Source organism: Aeromonas sp. 6P (genome assembly GCF_051919525.1).
Lineage (GTDB): Bacteria > Pseudomonadota > Gammaproteobacteria > Enterobacterales > Aeromonadaceae > Aeromonas > Aeromonas veronii.
Genome location: NZ_JBQBEO010000002.1, coordinates 2941097 through 2960238, shown reverse-complemented (window position 1 = coordinate 2960238; position 19142 = coordinate 2941097). Strand labels below are relative to the sequence as shown.

The window sequence follows — 19142 nt, the reverse complement described above, 5'->3', positions numbered from 1 at the left end:
CATAAAAAAGCCCGTCATCACGACGGGCTTTTTGCTGCGCAGATAAGGGCTTATCAGTGGAGGATCCGGGCACGGATGGTGCCGTTGATCTCCTTGAGCTTGGCGAGCGCCTTCTCGCTGTGCTCGGTCTCCACGTCGATCACCACGTAACCGATATGGCTGCTGGTCTGCAGGTATTGACCGGCGATGTTGATCCCCTCTTCGGCGAAGATCTGGTTGATCTGGTTCATCACGCCCGGCTGGTTGCGGTGAATGTGCAGCAGGCGGCTGGAGCCCTTGTGGCCCGGCAGCGACACTTCCGGGAAGTTGACGGCGGAGAGGGTGGAGCCGTTGTCGGAGTATTTGACCAGCTTGTTGGCCACTTCCAGCCCGATGTTCTCCTGCGCCTCATGGGTGGTGCCACCAATGTGCGGGGTCAGGATCACGTTCTCCAGCCCACGCAGCGGGCTTTGGAACTCTTCGTCATTGGACTTGGGCTCGACCGGGAAGACGTCGATGGCGGCGCCGGCAATATGGCCGCTCTTGATGACGTCAGCCAGCGCATCGATATCCACCACGGTACCGCGGGCGGCGTTGATGAAGATGGCGCCCGGTTTCATCATCCGCAGCTGCTCGGCACCGATCATGTTCTTGGTGGAGGCGGTCTCCGGTACGTGCAGGCTGATGACGTCAGACATATTGAGCAGCTCGACTATGCTTGGCACCTGAATGGCGTTGCCCAGCGAGAGCTTGTTCTCGATATCGTAGTAATAAACCTTCATGCCGATGCTTTCGGCGATGATGCCAAGCTGGGTACCGATGTGGCCGTAGCCGATGATGCCGAGCTTCTTGCCGCGCGCTTCCACCGAGCGGTTGGCCAGTTTTTCCCACACGCCGCGATGGCACTTGGCGTTTTTCTCGGGGATGCCGCGCAGCAGCAGCAGGATCTCGCCCAGTACCAGCTCGGCGACCGAACGGGTGTTGGAGAAGGGGGCGTTGAAGACCGGAATACCGCGGATCTGGGCCGCTTCCAGCTCGACCTGGTTGGTACCGATGCAGAAGCAGCCGATGGCGACCAGCTTGTTGGCGGCGTCGAGGACTTTCTCGGTGATCTGGGTGCGGGAGCGCAGCCCGATGAAATGGACGTCGCGGATCTGCTCGATCAGCTCCTCTTCGGAGAGCGAGGTCTTGAGATACTCCACACTGGTGTAACCTGCGGCACGAAAGGTCTCTACGGTGTTGGGATGAACCCCCTCCAGCAGCAGAACCTTGATTTTATCCTTGTCCAACGAAAACTTGGCAGTCATGACGATCCCTCTGTATGTGCAAACGTAAGTGCAGATTTGGTGTGCGAAGAAAACCGTAAAGTAGCAAAAACGTTTGGGAGAGGGAATATTTGTGACGAAAGTCAAATTCTTTGAAGTTATCAACGAATGTTGTAAACATCCGTATGCAACTTGTTGAGGGATAAATAAAAACGGCGCCATCAGGCGCCGTCATTTATTCACAGTGCAATGTTTGGGTCATATCCCATCCCGGGGCTCAATCAACGCCGCTGTTGCGTCAGGGCTGGCAGAGTGGCGCTGGCGAGGGAGGGAGGATGCCGCTGCACTGTGCTACCGGTGTCGGGATTACTGGGTAATCACGCCGTCCGGTGTACCGATCAGGACCACATCGGCGCCGCGCGCGGCGAACAGGCCGTTGGTGACCACGCCAACGATGGCGTTCAGTCGCACTTCCAGCGCCTTGGCGTCGGTAATGGCCATGCCTTTCACATCCAGAATGTGGTTGCCGTTGTCGGTGACCACGCCTTCACGCCACACCGGGTTGCCACCCAGTTTGCGGATTTCGCGGGCCACGTATTCGCGGGCCATCGGGATCACTTCCACCGGCAGCGGGAACTGGCCCAGCACGTCGACGGTTTTGGTGTTGTCGATGATGCAGATGAACTTGTCAGCGACGGCGGCAACGATCTTCTCGCGGGTCAGGGCTGCGCCACCGCCTTTGATCATATCGCGGGTTGCGTTGATCTCGTCGGCGCCATCCACATAGACGGAGAGGGCGTCGATCTCGTTGAGATCATATACGGTGATGCCGAAGCCCTTGAGGCGCTCGGTAGAGGCCACGGAGCTGGATACCGCCCCCTTGATCTCGTCCTTCATGGTCGCCAGCGCGTCGATAAAGTGGTTGACGGTAGAGCCGGTGCCCACCCCGACGATGGTGCCGGGAACCACATACTTGAGCGCAGCCCAACCGGCCGCCTTCTTCATTTCATCTTGAGTCATGATCGTTCCTTAAGAAAAAAGCGGGCGCATTATATCCAACCCGGTACCCCGTCGCGACCTTGTTGCTCACGTTCCGGGGCAAAAAGAGGGACTTTGTAAATCGTTTGCCTGTTTATTCTGCGTTTGCGCGCACAAAGCAGGGGCTGCCTGCCAAAAACAGCCTATTCAAAGCGCCAGCAGTGGCTCGGGGTGATGATCTGGGGCAGCGGCACATCCCACTCCTCTTGCGGGACCGCATCCACCTGCTGGCAGTCGTGGGCAATGCCGAGCGGCTTGGGCCCCAGCTTGTGCTCATGCCAGATGGCGAGAGTGCGATCATAGTAGCCGCCCCCCATGCCAAGACGATTGCCCTGGGCATCAAAGGCGACCAGCGGGGTGCAGATAAGATCGAGCGTGCTGTGGGGCACCACCTGCAGGATATCCAGCTCCGGCTCTTCGATGCCGTAGCGGTTGCGTACCATGGGGCTGGTGGCGGTATAGCGCAAAAAGAGCAGGTGACCCGGGGTAAAGGGGTGGAGCACCGGCAGGTAGACCTCTTTGTGCTGGGCCCACAGCCAATGGATGGTGGGCAAGGGGTTGATCTCCCCGTCATTGGCCAGATAGAGGGCAATGCGTTTGGCGGCGAGGATCTCGGGGTGTTGCTTGAACTGGGCCAGCAGCTGTTGGGCCGCCGCTTGCTGCTCGGCCGGACTCAGATTTTTGCGGCGTTGACGAACTAGTTGGCGCAGGGATTGACGTTCGGGTTGGGACTCATGCATGGGGAACCTCTGGTATAGCTGCGCATCGATGGCTTGAACGCGCTCTACCTTAGCACATTCACTCTTGACGTTAAGGGGGGCAGGGAAACCCCGTCCCGGACGGCTGATGCCCGGAACGGTGGGATAAATGCTGGCGGATCCGAGAGTGAGTCAACAAGGGCCAGGGTGTGGCCCCTGTTGATGGCATGTCGGCGCACCAGCCTCTGGTCTGTTACTTGTCAGCTTTGCCGCGCATCTGGTGCTTCACAAATACTGCAATGAGTGCCGCTACCGCGAGCGCTAATCCTGTGTAGAAACGCATGGATGTTATCCTGTTACTTGTCAGCTTTGCCGCGCATCTGGTGCTTCACAAACACTGCAATGAGTGCAGCTACCGCAAGCGCCATCGGGTAGAAACTCATGCTCACCACCGCCAACGGCGACAGGGCGAAGATGGATCCCAGCAGCAGCGCCTGTGCGCCCCAGGGGATCAGACCCTGTACCACGCAGGAGAAAATATCGAGCATGGAGGCGGCGCGGCGCGGGGTGACACCGTGGTGTTCTGCCAGATCCCGGGCCACCTTGCTGGCGACGATAATAGCCACCGTGTTGTTAGCGGTGCAGAGGTTGGTGAGGCTCACCACCCCGGCGATGCCGAGCTCGGCGGCTTTCTCGTTCTGTTCACCATTGTGCTCGCGAGTGAAACGGGCAATCAGGGCGCTGATGCGCTCGCTGATCCATGCCAGTCCACCCTGACGCTCCATCAGGGCGCCGAGGCCGCCGATCAGCATGGAGAGCAGGAAGATCTCCTGCATGCCGGTAAAGCCCTGATAGATATCCTTGCTGAACTGACCGATGGCGTAGCCGTTGATCATGCCCACCACTCCGGCGGCCAGAATACCGATCCCCAGCACCACAAACACATTCACTCCGGCGAGCGCCAGCCCCAGGATCAGCAGATAAGGCATCACCTTGAACAGCTCGATGGCGCTGCCGTTGGCCGGGGATTCACCCACTGAGCCCAGGGTCAGATAGAGCAGGATCACCGCGATGGCGGCAGGGGCGGCAATCTTGAAGTTCTCGCGGAACTTGTCCTTCATCTCGCACCCCTGGCTGCGGGTGGCCGCAATGGTGGTGTCGGAGATGATGGAGAGGTTATCGCCAAACATGGCGCCGGAGAGAATGGTACCTGCCATCAGTACCGGATCGATACCGGCCGCCTGCGCCACGCCCAGCGCGACTGGCGCCACGGCACCTATGGTGCCCATGGAGGTGCCCATGGCGGTAGCAATAAAGGCAGAGATGAGGAACAGTCCGGGCAACAGCGCCCAGCCGGGAATGAGGGAGAGACCCAGCGCCACGGTGGCATCAACGCCGCCGGTGGCCTTGGCCACGCTGGCAAAGGCGCCCGCCAGCAGATAGATAAGGCACATCGCCATGATATTGCTGTGGCCGACCCCCTTGAAGAAGGTCTCCAGATTGCTGTTGAAGCTCTCTTTGCCAAGCAGCAGGGCGAGCATCACCGCAGGCAGGGCAGCAACCGGAGCGGGCAGCTGATAGAAGGCGAATTCGACCCCCTGCAGTGTCAGCCAGGTACCGGTACCGATAAAGAGTGCGAGAAAAACCAGAAGTGGCAACAAGGCCCTGGCACTGGGTTGAGTCTGGATCATGTGTTCCTCTGAAATTGAACAATGACCTCCTGTCATAAACTGCTTTGTACCTGTATCGGATAGGGATAGGGGGAAAACAGGGCGGGCATCCTGCCGCATTGGGGTGCCCACAGTAGTGAGTCAACCTCGCTTGGTCAAGATAGACGTCCAGATGGATAGGTGTTTTTGTTTGATGATTCTGGTGTTATTGAGATATCCAAAGAATATTCGGAAAAAGAAGTTGGTGTTGTTTATTGTTCATTGCTGTTCTGGCGCAGTCCGCGGGTATCTGGGGGTATCGCGTGCTTTTAATAAGGAAAGAGGTAAACGATAAGGTCTCTGTATGCCATCTTGGGGATTTCTCCCGCTGCCAAACGTCAGCCGCACCTCTCTCTATCTCTACGTGAGCATGGTACGGATATTTCCAGAACGCGTGGACACAAGACCTGGGCTGTGTGGTTACTGTGTCAGTTTCTCCACCGCCTGAACGGCTGTCGCGAGAGCATCCTGTTCCAGCGTCAGCGGAATGTGGCCAATACCGGGCAGCAGGGTGACAGGCCAGGAGATGCCGAGACGTCTTAACTCAGGTTCAAGTTGATTTGTTTGGAAGGCTTCGTCATTTGCACCCGCGATCACGGCGCAGGGGCGTTGCACATTGCGCAAACTCTGCTGATAGTCGCGCTCTGGCTGAAAGTTCGAAGCAAGGTTGAAGGAGTAGGAGGGGGTCAGCAGGGATTTCGCCTCATCATTAAGGGCAAAGTTCAGCACGGTCAGATGGTTGAGTGCGGAAATATGGAAACCGTTGAGGATGCTCAGGGCGATGAGGCGAGGCAAGCCGACACGCACCCAGCCACCGCTGTTGGGCCGGTAGTTGGCGGCGGTGGGGCCGAGATAGGGGGAGAGCAGCAGATAGCTCTCGAACAGGGTTTGTCGCGCACTGCCAGCAACACGCAGGACAAAGCCACCCCCTGACGAGAAGCCGACGAGTGTTGCAGGCTTGCCGGGGGCCACCGACTTGATGAAATCTTCCAGATCGTCTTCAAGCTGGCCGATGTAGGCAATGGTGCCTTTGTCGCCCGATGCGCCATGGCCGCGAATATCGAGGGCGTAGGCGTCGTATCCCGCTTGCGAAAAGGCGTTCGCCATTTTGTGCATGCTTTGACTGCTGGCAGAAGATCCGTGAACCAGTACCACGCTGCCCTTGACCTTGTTGTTCTTCGTATTGCCCTCTGCGCCATAGTGCCGATAGGCCAGCTGCGTGCCGTCACGCGCCGGGTATCTTGAGAGAGGTGGCATGTTGCTCCAGCCACTCCCCTTGAAAGGGTCGTTGATGCTGGCCATCGCCGGTGCCGGACTCGGCCCGCCAAACAGCAGAGCCGCGGCCAGCATGACCAGGGTCAGTGATATCAACCCCACAGCAAACAGCAATCCTGCGCTCATTCTTGCACCTCGTTTGATATCGACACGGGCGTTGCCCTGATTTTGCTTATGCTGGCATTTCACTCGTTCGAACCTATCAGATGGCACCCGGTCTGCCAAATGATGGAGTGAGACGATGAAAAACGGCCTGTGACCAAAAGGAAGTTCTTGGCCAGCCAGCGGGCGCTGCCGTTGGCGAGTGCAGCAAGGAGTGGTGGCATCATGGCTTTTCAAACCCGGCGCGGGCTGGTAAAACGGTCTCTTTCCATAATTAAAAGAGATGAGAGGGTGGAGATGGACAATCCGATCCGTGTGGCCGTGATGGGCTGTAATGGTCGTATGGGCAAGGTGCTGCTGGAGGCCATCACCAACACCGATGGCGTGGTGGTTGGTGCTGCGCTGGAGCGGCCGGGCTCGGCGGTGATCGGTCTCGATGCCGGTGAGCTCAATGGGCTGGGCCATCTCGGTGTGGCCATCAGCGACAGTCTGGACAAGGTGCGTGACGAGTTTGATCTCATCATCGACTTCACCCGCCCCGAGGTGACCCTAGCCAATCTTGCTTTTGCGCTGGCCCACCACAAGCAGATGGTGATCGGCACCACCGGTTTTGACGATGCAGGCAAGGCCGCCCTGAAAGAGGCGGGCAAGCAGATCGGTATCGTGTTCGCCTCCAACTACTCGGTCGGGGTCAACCTGGTGTTCAAGTTGCTGGAGCAGGCCGCCAAGGTGATGGGGGATTATACCGACATCGAGATCATCGAGGGCCACCATCGCCACAAGGTGGATGCGCCGTCCGGTACCGCCCTCTCCATGGGCGAGGTGGTGGCCAAGACGCTGGGCCGGGATCTGAAAGAGTGCGCCGTCTATGGCCGCGAGGGGATCACCGGCGAGCGGGACCGCAACACCATCGGCTTTGCCACCATCCGCGCCGGCGATCTGGTAGGGGAGCACACCGTCATGTTTGCCGATATCGGCGAGCGGGTGGAGATCAGCCACAAGGCCTCCAGCCGTCTGACCTTCGCCAATGGTGCTGTGCGGGCGGGCAAGTGGCTCGGCCAGCAGGGTGCCGGTCTTTATGACATGCAGGATGTGCTCAATCTCAAGTGATGCCTCTGTGCGTACAGGTATTCAGTGAAGAACCCCGGCTTGCCGGGGTTTTTGCTGTCAGTTAGTCAGAGTTTGTATAAAAAGACACACTGCCTGCAATTTTTATCTGAATGCCTTATAAATCACACTATTGCTTTATCCGCCAGATTTTCCCTTCCTGAATGTCATCACCAGGTAACAGATTTGAGCATCTTTATGGCGGATGAAGCCATTTTTTTACACCAGCAAGAAAAGACTAAAAATTCAAACGCGGAAAAACGTTTTCCATTTTTCATGTTCACTCTTGTCATCATAAAAGCGTTAAATCTGTCATTAATGTTTTTTGTGTAAAAATTAATGTCATTGTTTTTATTGGTTTTTTTGTTTGTTTTTGTCGTTATCTCTGGCTTGGTGGCATCTTTTGGTGGTGGTTTTTCCTTTTCTTTCGTGGGAGGGGGTTGCAAAGCGATTTAGTGCATAGATAATGGGTAATGTTGCTTTTTTATTGAATTTAGATGCATTTCATCTGAGAAAAGACATTGAAATGCCACTTTTTTTAAGTAGAATGCGCCCAATTTGCCAGAAATCTGCCGGGTTCGAGTCCTGTCCAAGACCGGAACCGAGCCCGCAACACCCAGGTAAATTGCTGAATTTAAAGCTAAATAACTGGAGGTTGTCTTGAATCACACTGCATTGCTAGTGCTGGAAGATGGAACTGTGTTCAAAGGCGTGTCGATAGGCGCCGAGGGATGTTCCGTTGGTGAAGTGGTTTTCAATACGTCGATGACGGGCTATCAGGAAATCCTCACCGATCCCTCTTATTCCCGTCAGATCGTCACCCTCACTTACCCCCATATAGGCAACACCGGCACCAACAGCGAAGATGAAGAGTCCAGTCAGATCCATGCTCAGGGATTGATCATCCGGGACCTTCCGATACTTGCCTCCAATTTCCGCAATCAGCAATCCCTCTCCGAATACCTCAAGTCTCACAACATCGTTGGCATCGCCGACATCGACACCCGTAAACTGACCCGCATCCTGCGCGAGAAAGGCGCTCAGGCTGGCTGCATTCTGGCCGGGAAACAGGTCGATGAAGCCTATGCCCTCGAACAGGCCCGCGCCTTCCCCGGTTTGAAGGGAATGGATCTGGCCAAAGAAGTGACGGTTGGTGAGGCGTACAACTGGACCGAAGGGAGCTGGCAGCTTGGCAAGGGGCACGTCACCCCGGATGCCGACCAGCTGAAATACCACGTGGTAGCCTATGACTTTGGCGTCAAGCGCAACATCCTGCGGATGCTGGTTGACCGTGGCTGCCGCCTGACCGTGGTGCCTGCCAAGACCCCGGCCGCCGAGGTACTGGCAATGAACCCGGATGGCATCTTCCTCTCCAACGGCCCCGGCGACCCCGAGCCGTGCGACTACGCCATCGAGGCCATCAAGGCTTTCCTCAATACCAACACGCCGGTATTCGGCATCTGTCTGGGTCACCAGCTGCTGGGTCTGGCCTCCGGCGCCAAGACCGTCAAGATGAAGTTTGGCCACCACGGCGCCAACCATCCGGTGAAGAGCCTCGATGACAACACCGTCATGATCACCGCTCAGAACCACGGCTTTGCGGTAGACGAGAACAGCCTGCCGGATTGCCTGCGCGCCACCCACGTCTCCCTGTTCGATGGTTCCCTGCAAGGTATCCATCGCACCGACCGTCCGGCCTTCAGCTTCCAGGGGCACCCCGAAGCGAGCCCGGGCCCGCACGACTGTGCCGGTCTTTTTGACCACTTTATTGAATTGATTAAGCAGTATCGCGCCTAAGAAATAGAGGAAAGAGTTTCATGCCAAAACGTAATGACCTTCAGAGCATCCTGATCCTCGGCGCCGGCCCCATCGTCATCGGCCAAGCCTGCGAATTTGACTACTCCGGCGCTCAGGCGTGCAAAGCCCTGCGCGAGGAGGGCTACCGCGTCATTCTGGTCAACTCCAACCCGGCCACCATCATGACCGACCCGGAGATGGCAGACGCCACCTACATCGAGCCCATCACCTGGGAAGTGGTGCGCGAAATCATCAAGAAAGAGCGCCCGGACGCCATCCTGCCCACCATGGGCGGCCAGACTGCGCTTAACTGCGCACTGGCGCTGGAGAAGCATGGCGTGCTGGCCGAGTTCGGTGTCGAGATGATCGGTGCCACCGCCGACGCCATCGACAAGGCCGAAGACCGCTCCCGCTTTGACAAGGCGATGCGCAGCATTGGCCTCGAGTGCCCGCGTGCCGGCATTGCCCACAACATGGAAGAGGCGTGGGGTGTGCAGCAGATGGTCGGCTTCCCCTGCATCATCCGTCCCTCCTTCACCATGGGTGGCTCCGGTGGCGGCATCGCCTACAACACCGAAGAGTTCGTCGAGATCTGCGAGCGCGGTCTGGACTTGTCGCCGACCAAAGAGCTGCTCATCGACGAGTCGCTGATCGGCTGGAAAGAGTACGAGATGGAGGTGGTGCGGGATCGCAACGACAACTGCATCATCGTCTGCGCCATCGAAAACTTCGACCCCATGGGTATCCACACCGGTGACTCCATCACGGTCGCGCCAGCCCAGACGCTGACCGACAAGGAGTACCAGCTGATGCGCAACGCCTCCATGGCGGTGCTGCGCGAGATCGGCGTCGAGACCGGCGGCTCCAACGTCCAGTTCGGTATCAACCCGAAAGATGGCCGCATGGTCATCATCGAGATGAACCCGCGGGTGTCGCGCTCCTCTGCGCTGGCCTCCAAGGCGACCGGTTTCCCCATCGCCAAGATTGCTGCCAAGCTCGCCATCGGTTACACCCTCGACGAGCTGATGAACGACATCACCGGCGGTCGCACTCCGGCCTCCTTCGAGCCGGCCATCGACTACGTGGTCACCAAGGTGCCGCGCTTCAACTTCGAAAAATTCGCCGGTGCCAACGACCGTCTGACGACCCAGATGAAGTCGGTCGGTGAAGTGATGGCCATCGGCCGCAACTTCCAGGAGTCCCTGCACAAGGCGCTGCGCAGCCTCGAAACCGGCAAAACCGGCTTCGACCCCATGGTTGACCTCAATGCGCCGGACTCCCTGACCCGCATCCGTCACGAGCTGCAGGACGCCGGTAGCGACCGTATCTTCTACATCGCCGATGCGTTCCGCGCCGGTCTCTCCATGGACGGTATCTTCAAGCTGACCAAGATTGACCCCTGGTTCCTGGTGCAGATTGAAGATCTGGTGAAGCTGGAAGAAGAGGTGAAAGAGCGCGGCATGGCCGGTCTCGATGCCGACTTCCTGCGTGCCCTGAAGCGCAAAGGCTTTGCCGATGCCCGTCTGGCCAAGATCCTCGGTGTGGCCGAAGGGGAAGTGCGCAAACTGCGTGCCCGCCACAACATCTTCCCGGTCTACAAGCGGGTCGATACCTGCGCCGCCGAGTTCGCCACCAACACCGCCTACATGTACTCCAGCTATGACGAGGAGTGCGAAGCGGCCCCGAGCAACCGCGACAAGATCATGATCATCGGTGGCGGCCCGAACCGTATCGGTCAGGGTATCGAGTTCGACTACTGCTGCGTGCACGCAGCGCTGGCCCTGCGCGAAGACGGTTACGAGACCATCATGGTCAACTGCAACCCGGAGACCGTCTCCACAGATTACGACACCTCGGATCGTCTCTACTTCGAGCCGGTGACCCTGGAAGATGTGCTGGAAATCGTGCGCATCGAAAAACCCAAGGGTGTCATTGTTCAGTACGGTGGCCAGACCCCGCTGAAACTGGCCCGTGCACTGGAAGCCAACGGCGTGCCGATTATCGGTACCAGCCCGGATGCCATCGACCGCGCCGAAGACCGCGAGCGCTTCCAGTCTGCTGTCGAGCGTCTCGGCCTCAAGCAGCCGGAAAACGGCACCGTCACCGCGCTGGAGCAGGCGGTGCTGCTGGCCGAGCGTATCACCTACCCGCTGGTGGTTCGCCCCTCCTACGTATTGGGTGGCCGCGCCATGGAAATCGTCTATGACGAGCAGGATCTGCGTCGCTACTTCGCCGAGGCGGTGAGCGTCTCTAACGAATCGCCGGTGCTGCTGGACCGCTTCCTGGACGATGCGACCGAGCTGGACGTGGATGCCATCTGCGACGGCACCGATGTAGTCATCGGCGGCATCATGGAGCACATCGAGCAGGCCGGTATCCACTCCGGTGACTCCGGTTGCTCCCTGCCTCCCTATACCTTGTCCAAGAAGATTCAGGACGAGATCCGCGAGCAGGTGCGCAAGCTGGCGCTGGAGCTCGGCGTTATCGGCCTGATGAACGTGCAGTTCGCGGTCAAGGGCGATGACATCTACCTCATCGAGGTGAACCCGCGCGCCGCCCGTACCGTGCCGTTTGTCTCCAAGGCGACCGGTGCCCCGCTGGCCAAGATTGCCGCCCGCGTGATGGCCGGTCAGAGCCTGAAAGAGCAGGGCTTTACCAAAGAGATCATCCCGCCCTACTACTCGGTGAAAGAGGTGGTACTGCCGTTTGCCAAGTTCCCGGGGGTTGACCCGCTGCTGGGGCCGGAGATGCGCTCTACCGGTGAGGTTATGGGGGTGGGCAGCAGCTTTGCCGAGGCCTATGCCAAGGCGCAGCTGGGTGCCAACCACGCCGTACCGAAAGAGGGTCGTGCCCTCTTGTCAGTGCGTCACAGCGACAAGGCGCAGGTGGTTGACTTGGCTGCCAAGCTGCTGGAGCTGGGCTACGAGCTGGATGCCACTCACGGCACCGCGGTCGCGCTGGGTGAGGCGAGCATCAACCCGCGCCTGGTCAACAAGGTGCACGAAGGTCGCCCGCACATTCTCGACCGCATCAAGAATGGCGAGTACACCTACATCGTCAACACCGCCGAAGGGCGGGTGGCGATCCAGGACTCCAAGCAGTTGCGTCGCGCCGCCTTGCAGAACAAGGTGGCGTATACCACCACCATGAACGAGGCGTTTGCCACCTGCATGGCCATCAGCGTGGATGCCACCGCCAATGTCAACTCGGTGCAGGAGCTGCACCAGAAGGTGAAAAACCGCTAAGAGTTTGCAGCGGGCATCAGCCCGACTTGCCAGACGACCAACCCCCGCCAGCGATGGCGGGGGTTTCTTTTTATCTGTCGCTAAGCGTTCGGTTCGGGGCGGGTGAGCCATTGAGGAAGGTCATGAGTTCCGCATCGCAGACAACGGATGGCGCGTGGGGTGGTAAAAGCTGGCAAGGGGAGGGGATGCTGCGAGTGCGGGTTTCAACTGCGGCAGGCAATCCTCTACAATGGCCCCACTTTGCTTGTCAGTGCAGTGCCAGCGGCGCAGCCTGTAGGGCCAACAAAAATGGACATGCTTATGACCGCTTTGCCTTCCTGTCGTCTTCTTGCCTTCTGCTCAGCCTTGTTGCTGGCCGGTTGTGCCAGTGATCCCGCCTCCGCTCCCACCAAAGAGGCGAGCGTGAGCAACCCCAAAACGCCGCCTGCCATGCAGCCGCGCAAACCGGCGGATATGAAGAGCCGCATCGTGCGCTTCTTGCCCCGTCAGGTGCCGGACAAACAGGGGTGGGCCAACGACGTGGTGACGGCGCTCACCACCCAGGGGGTGACGGTCAATGATCACAATGTCTGTAGCGTGCTGGCGGTGGCGGAGCAGGAAGCCACTTATCAGGCCGACCCAGTGGTGCCGGGCCTTGGCAAGATCGCCTGGAAAGAGATCAACTCACGGGCCGCCAAGCTGCTGATCCCCGAATTTATGGTGCGGGCCGCGCTCTCCATCAACTCGCCCACCGGCAAGAGCTATGCCGAGCGGATCGACAAGTTGCGAACCGAGCGGGAGATGAGCGAAATTTTCGAAGACATGATCAGCATGCTGCCGATGGGCAAGACGCTGTTTGGCAACCTCAACCCGGTGCATACTGGTGGCCCGATGCAGGTGAGCATCGCCTTTGCCGAGGCCAACGCCCGTGGCTACCCCTATCCAATCAAGGATTCCATCCGCCACGAAGTCTTTACCCGTCGCGGCGGCATCTGGTTTGGCACCAAACATATCTTCGGTTATCCCGCCGACTACCCGGATACCCTCTACCGCTTTGCCGATTTCAACGCCGGCTGGTACGCCAGTCGCAATGCCGCTTTTCAAGCCGCCGTCAGCCGTTTGAGTGGCAAAACTCTGGCGCTGGACGGGGATCTGATCCGCTATGACTCGGATCTGCCGGGCAATACCGAGCTTGCCGTCTACACCCTCGCCAACCGGGTCAATATGAGCAAGCAGGCGATCCACCAGAGCCTGCGTAAAGGGGATACCGCCGAATTTGCCGAGACCGATCTCTACCATCGCATCTTTACCCTGGCCGACAAGCAAGCGGGCAAGCGACTGCCCCGCGCCATCCTGCCCGGCATTCAGCTAAAGAGCCCGAAAATCACCCGAAACCTTACAACCGCCTGGTTTGCCAAGCGGGTGGATGACCGAGAACAACGCTGCGTGCGGCAGATGGCGACGATTCGGTAAGACTGGGTTTGCTGCGAGACTAGTTGCAAAGCGGGTTGCCATTGTTAATGACAACCCGCATGCTTAATCGCCCCTTCCAATGGAGATCTTTGGCTCCCATCCAGTCATGAACGGTGGCGGCTCCTTCCGAGTGGCATGAGTTGTTACTACTTTTGCAGGATCAGCCGTGTTGGCGGCGGTCGTTGGCCTGGGCCAGTAGCATGCGGCTTTCACGCAGGAACTGGTCGGCATGCTCGCCGAAGAAACCGGAGACTTGCGAGAAGGCATCGATGAAACCGTCCCTGTCCCCTCGTTCCAGCAGCCCCAGCGCTTCACCGAAGTTTTGGTAGTAGCGACGGATCATCGCCAGATTCTGCGGTGACGACAAAATGATGTCGGCATAGAGGTGGGGATCCTGAGCGAACAGCCGCCCCACCATGGCGAGCTCCAGCCGGTAGATGGGGGAGCTCAAACTCAGCAGGCGATCCAGATTGGCCTGCTCCCGGGAGAGGTGCCAGCCATAGGCAAAGGTGGCGAAGTGACGCAGCGCCTGAATGAGGGTCATCGCCTCATCGTGGGCCTTGGCTTCCACCTGTTGCAAGCGGGCGCCCCAGATGGTCATCTGATCCAGCAGCCATTGGCTGGCGGCGGGGTCACGACCCTGGCAGCAGACGATCACCTGCTTGGCGAGACTCGCCACATCCGGCCCGAACATGGGGTGTAGTCCCAGTACCGGCCCTTGGTGCACCGCCAGCATATGTTCGAGCGGCGCCGCCTTCACGCTGGTGACATCCACCAGCAGGCTGTGGGCGTGCAGGTTGCCGAGGCGGTCGATGATCTGGCAGGTGATATCGATGGGCACCGCCACCATCACCAGACCGGCTCCGGCGAGGATCTCGTCAGCGCGCGGCCAGTCGGCTTGTTCCAGCGTCTCGACCCGATAGCCTGAGAGGCTGAACATATGGCCGAACAAGCGGCCAAGCTGGCCCTGACCACCGATGATGACCACCTTGCCAAGATCCGGCTTTATGCATTTGAAGCCGGTATCTTTCTCGCTGGCATAAGATTCACGCATCACCCGGCGCAGCACGTCTTCGATGAGATCGCCGGGCACTCCCAACTGCTCGGCCTCGGCGCGGCGGCGGGCCAGCATGCTCGCCTCCCTGTCCGGTGCATAGATGGGCAGGCCGTGGCGGCTCTTTACCTCACCCACTTCTCCCACCAGGGCCAGACGGGCGGCCAGCAGATCGATCAGCTGCTTGTCCACCGCATCTATCTTGTCCCTGAGTACATTCAACTCTTCAGCCATATCCAGTCCCTGCTGGCGCCGCGAGCGGCGGCGCCCTGAAATTCAAGATGCAACAAGGTATCACGGCGTGAGCGGCTTGATGCCACCAGCAGTGATACCTCGATTGTTCAATAGGTTACGCCAAGATACCACGGCTTACCGTGCAGTTCTGCCCTTGAGGGGGTCAGCCAGCTGGTTGTGGCAGCGGGCCAGCAGGGTGGCGGTGGTGTCCCAGTCGATGCAGGCATCTGTGATGGAGACCCCGTAGCGCATCTGCTCCTTAGGCTGCTCGCTGGACTGGTTTCCCTCGAACAGGTTGGATTCGAGCATCACCCCGATGATGGAGCGGTTGCCCTCCTGGATCTGGTGGATGACGTTGTCGGCCACCTTGGGCTGCAAACGGTGATCCTTGCTGGAGTTGCCGTGGCTGCAATCCACCACAAGGCTCGGCAGCAGGCCCGCTTTCTCCAGCGCCTCTTCCGCCAGCGACACGTTGACCGAGTCATAGTTGGGATGTTTGCCGCCGCGCAGGATCACGTGGCCATCCGGGTTGCCCTGGGTCTGCAGCAGAGCAACCTGGCCCTGCTGGTTGATCCCCATAAAGGCGTGAGGGGAGGAGGCCGCCTGCAACGCATTAATGGCAGTCCCCAGGTTGCCGTCGGTGCCGTTCTTGAAGCCGACCGGCATGGAGAGACCTGACGCCATCTCCCTGTGGGTCTGGGATTCGGTGGTGCGGGCGCCGATGGCTGACCAGGAGAAGAGCTCGGCCAGGTATTGCGGGCTGATGGGGTCGAGCGCTTCGGTGGCCAGCGGCAACTCCAGCTCCGCCAGCCAGCAGAGCAGCTCGCGGGCACGGTTCAGCCCCAGCTCCACATCGAAGGTGCCATCCAGATTGGGGTCGTTGATAAAGCCTTTCCAGCCGACTGTGGTGCGCGGCTTCTCAAAGTAGACCCGCATGACAATGTAGAGAGAGTCCTGATAGGCATCATGCAGCGCTTTGAGTCTGGTTGCGTACTCTTTGGCGGCGTCCATGTTGTGGATGGAGCAGGGACCACAGATCACCAGCAGCCGGTGATCGCGGCGGTGAATGATATCGGCGATGGTATTGCGGGCCCCTTGCACGAATGCCAGCGCCTTGTCGGAGATGGGTAACTTCTCCTTGAGCTGGGTAGGCGTGATCATCACTTGTTCGGACTGGATATGGATGTTGTTCAGGGGGTCTCTTTGCATGATTTCATTCTCTCTACTGTATTAAGCTAAAAGCGATTGTACCGATATGTTTACGTTGGTACCTGCTTTGTTACGCAGCCGCCCTCACCTTACCAAGGAAAAACAAACAATCAAGTGAAACTAGCGGGTTTACCGCTAAAAAGTCAGATAAAGGAGCTGCTATATAGCGCGAACAGGAATAATACAGAGGATTTTTCGGAGGGGTGATGGTTTTTGTGTAATTTAATGTTTACGGTTTGTGGGCGTAAAGGTTGCATTGTCCAGCTGTTTACCCACAGTAAATGGTATCTCTGGGAGACTGCAACGCGATGGCAATGATGGTGTGAGGTGGCTATCTGGTCAGCCATAGAAAGAGGGAGCCATCATGGCTCCCTTTACGGTAGGAAGGGGGATCCCGTCTGGCTGCGGATCAGCGCTTTTGTTTTCCCTGCAGCTCTTTGTTCAGGCGAGTGAGCATCCCCTGGGTGACCAGCACTATGCCCTGCTCGGAGCGGTGGAAGCGACGTGCATCTTCATCGGCGTTTTCACCGATCACCGTGCCTTCCGGCAGTTTGCACCCCTTGTCGATCACCACCCGGCGCAGTCGGCAACCGGCACCAATCTCCACACCCGGGAAGATAACGGCCTGATCCAGAGTGCAGAAGGAGTCGACCCGCACATTGGTAAAGAGCACCGAACTCAGGATGAAAGAGCCACTGACGATGGTGCCCCCGGCAAACATGGAGTTGATGGTCATGCCGTGCTGGCCGTTTCGGTCCTGCACGAACTTGGCGGGAGGAGTCATGTTCTGACTGGTCCAGATGGGCCAGTCCTGATCGTAGATATCCAGCTCAGGCGTGACGGAAGCGAGATCCATATTGGCCTCCCAGAAGGAGTCCACGGTGCCCACATCGCGCCAGTAGGGGCGGCGATCCGGACAGCAGCCGACACAGGACATGCCAAACGGGTGAGCGAATGCGGTGCCCTCTTTCACCACGCGGGGGATCACGTCCATGCCGAAATCGTGATGGGACTGCTCGTTGGCAATGTCCTCTTCCAGCAACTGATAGAGATACTCGGCATCGAAGATATAGACGCCCATGGAGGCCAGCGCGGTGTCGGCCTTGCCCGGCATGGCGGGCGGGTTGGCGGGCTTTTCGACGAAGGCATTGATCTTGCGATCATCATCCACCGCCATTACCCCGAAGGCGCTTGCTTCACTGCGTGGCACCTCGATGCAGGCAACGGTCACCTTGGCGCCCATATTGACGTGGTCGAGCAGCATGGCGGCGTAATCCATCTTGTAGATGTGATCGCCTGCCAGCACCACCACATATTTGGGGGCGTGATCGCGGATGATATCCAGATTCTGGTAGACCGCATCGGCGGTACCCCGATACCAGTTCACCTCATCTACCCGCTGCTGGGCAGGGAGCAGATCGATAAACTCGTTCATCTGGTAGCGCAGGAAAGACCAGCCCGATTGGAGGTGGCGCAACAGGCTGTGGGATTTGTACTGGGTCACGACACCGACCCGACGGATGCCGGAGTTGATGCAGTTGGAGAGCACGAAATCGATGATGCGGAATTTGCCGCCGAAATGAACGGCAGGTTTTGCACGGTTGTCGGTTAACTGTTTGAGGCGACTACCCCGCCCTCCTGCGAGTACCAAAGCCATGGTCTCGTTCAGCAACTGTCTGGATTTTGCTGTATTGGCAGGTTGTAACAACATCTCATATCCCTTTGTAGATAAATCACTACAATGTTGCCTCCTTTGAGCCCTCAAGAAAGTGCTTTCAGTCACATTTTATGGTTTCTGACGTAATAAAATGACCTTTTTGTTATTAAAAATGACGGGTTGATCCGTCATTGCTTTCAATATGGTCAGTTGTCAATTGAGGCGAGCCGAACGACAAAATGGGCGGCGAGAGAGGAGGGATGAAAAAGCCCCTGCCAATGGTTGGCAGGGGCCCGGTTTGTTGAGACCCGGTGAGCCGGGTCTGATTAACAAGGTTCAGGCTGCGTTGGCCAGTGGCTCCTCGCTCTTCTTCTGGTAGGCCTGCGGGGTGAGCCCAAGCAGCTCCTGCACGGTCGAGGCGACGGTAATGGAGGAGACGGTGCCCACCAGGATCCCGGCAAACAGGGTGAAGGAGAAGCCGTAGAGGGCGTCACCGCCAAACAGCAACAGAGCGCCCACGGTAAACAGGGTGGTGCCCGAGGTGATCATGGTGCGACTGAAGGTCGCCTTGATGGCCACATCGGAGCATTCGTGGATGCCCATCTGGGTACGCGAGCTCAGCAAATCCCGCAGCCTGTCCGAGATGACGATGCTGTCGTTGAGGGAGTAGCCGATCACCGCCATCAAACCGGCGATGATGTTCAGATCGAATTCGATCTGAAAGAGTGACAGCAGCCCCAGCGCCACGATAGCGTCATGGACCACCGAGAGCAGGATGCCGATGGCCTGACGCCACTCGAAACGAAACGCCAGATAGGCCGACATCGCCAGCGAAGCGACCAGTACCGCCAGCATCCCCTGCTGGAACAGTTCTGCACCCACCTGAGGGCCGACGATGGTGGTGCGCAGCAACTCGACCGGCATCCCCAGCTGTTGGGTCAGCATGGTGGCGAGATCTGCCGCGGGCCAGGGCAGTTCGTGGGGGGGCAGCTTGATCAGCCACTCGCCGGGAATACCGGCCGAGCTCAGCTCAACGGCTCCCGCCAGCGGGGAGACCAGCATGGCATTGAGCTCATGGGCCTCTTTCAGGGTCTGGATATGAAACTCCAGCAGGATCCCGCCGGTAAAATCGAGCCCCAGAGTGAGGCCGTTCACCAGCAAGATGGCGACGCTGGCCACGGTCAGCAGGATGGAAGCCCACAGGCCGATATAACGCCAACGGGTCAGCCCCATGGCAACGATCATTCTCAACATAATTCTCTCCTTGGCCAGCCAGCACCAGGCTGTTGGCCCATCACGACGTGTCGCGACACGCCGGGAA

At 58.6% G+C, this 19142-nt stretch carries 13 protein-coding genes; 4 read left to right on the top strand and 9 right to left on the bottom strand.

The window, feature by feature from the left end:
- Positions 1 to 53 precede the first annotated feature (53 nt).
- The 5 genes from serA to ACTG2J_RS13630 form a co-directional block, all read right to left on the bottom strand.
- Entirely contained in the window at positions 54 to 1286 is a 1233-nt protein-coding gene (gene serA, locus ACTG2J_RS13650; protein WP_162628365.1) for a phosphoglycerate dehydrogenase, read from the bottom strand.
- A gap of 324 nt (positions 1287 to 1610) precedes the next feature.
- Complete coding sequence (gene rpiA, locus ACTG2J_RS13645) at positions 1611 to 2264, bottom strand: ribose-5-phosphate isomerase RpiA (RefSeq protein WP_005353106.1); 654 nt, start codon at positions 2262 to 2264, stop codon at positions 1611 to 1613.
- Between the two features lie 161 nt (positions 2265 to 2425).
- Positions 2426 to 3022 carry a 5-formyltetrahydrofolate cyclo-ligase gene (locus tag ACTG2J_RS13640; RefSeq protein WP_005337635.1) on the bottom strand — a complete coding sequence of 199 codons (597 nt, stop codon included), beginning with the start codon at positions 3020 to 3022 and terminating at the stop codon, positions 2426 to 2428.
- Between the two features lie 314 nt (positions 3023 to 3336).
- Positions 3337 to 4671 (bottom strand): Na+/H+ antiporter NhaC family protein, encoded by a 1335-nt coding sequence (locus ACTG2J_RS13635; RefSeq protein ID WP_005361588.1) that lies wholly within the window; start codon positions 4669 to 4671, stop codon positions 3337 to 3339.
- Positions 4672 to 5109: 438 nt separating this feature from the next.
- Entirely contained in the window at positions 5110 to 6090 is a 981-nt protein-coding gene (locus ACTG2J_RS13630) for an alpha/beta hydrolase (protein WP_113739214.1), read from the bottom strand.
- 273 nt (positions 6091 to 6363) lie between these two features.
- Here ACTG2J_RS13630 and dapB point away from each other — a divergent pair, with 273 nt between their 5' ends.
- From dapB to ACTG2J_RS13610, 4 genes are all read left to right on the top strand, one after another.
- Positions 6364 to 7176 (top strand): 4-hydroxy-tetrahydrodipicolinate reductase, encoded by an 813-nt coding sequence (dapB, locus tag ACTG2J_RS13625; protein ID WP_005347132.1) that lies wholly within the window; start codon positions 6364 to 6366, stop codon positions 7174 to 7176.
- Between the two features lie 657 nt (positions 7177 to 7833).
- On the top strand, positions 7834 to 8970 hold the full coding sequence (carA, locus tag ACTG2J_RS13620) for a glutamine-hydrolyzing carbamoyl-phosphate synthase small subunit (protein WP_005337628.1): 1137 nt from the start codon (positions 7834 to 7836) through the stop codon (positions 8968 to 8970).
- Positions 8971 to 8990: 20 nt separating this feature from the next.
- The gene (carB, locus tag ACTG2J_RS13615; RefSeq protein WP_113739215.1) at positions 8991 to 12215 is read left to right on the top strand and encodes a carbamoyl-phosphate synthase large subunit; all 3225 of its coding nucleotides are present in this window, start codon (positions 8991 to 8993) and stop codon (positions 12213 to 12215) included.
- Between the two features lie 300 nt (positions 12216 to 12515).
- Positions 12516 to 13667 (top strand): DUF1615 domain-containing protein, encoded by a 1152-nt coding sequence (locus tag ACTG2J_RS13610; protein ID WP_113739216.1) that lies wholly within the window; start codon positions 12516 to 12518, stop codon positions 13665 to 13667.
- Between the two features lie 160 nt (positions 13668 to 13827).
- Here ACTG2J_RS13610 and tyrA read toward each other — a convergent pair whose 3' ends face one another.
- The 4 genes from tyrA to secF all read right to left on the bottom strand — a co-directional run bounded on the left by tyrA (position 13828) and on the right by secF (position 19075).
- The gene (gene tyrA, locus ACTG2J_RS13605; protein WP_113739217.1) at positions 13828 to 14955 is read right to left on the bottom strand and encodes a bifunctional chorismate mutase/prephenate dehydrogenase; all 1128 of its coding nucleotides are present in this window, start codon (positions 14953 to 14955) and stop codon (positions 13828 to 13830) included.
- Between the two features lie 135 nt (positions 14956 to 15090).
- Positions 15091 to 16164, bottom strand: coding sequence for a 3-deoxy-7-phosphoheptulonate synthase (locus tag ACTG2J_RS13600; protein ID WP_113739218.1), 1074 nt, complete (start codon positions 16162 to 16164; stop codon positions 15091 to 15093).
- A gap of 409 nt (positions 16165 to 16573) precedes the next feature.
- Positions 16574 to 17875, bottom strand: coding sequence for a glucose-1-phosphate adenylyltransferase (glgC, locus tag ACTG2J_RS13595; protein WP_005334047.1), 1302 nt, complete (start codon positions 17873 to 17875; stop codon positions 16574 to 16576).
- 282 nt (positions 17876 to 18157) lie between these two features.
- Complete coding sequence (gene secF / locus ACTG2J_RS13590; RefSeq protein WP_005334046.1) at positions 18158 to 19075, bottom strand: protein translocase subunit SecF; 918 nt, start codon at positions 19073 to 19075, stop codon at positions 18158 to 18160.
- Positions 19076 to 19142: the final 67 nt, after the last annotated feature.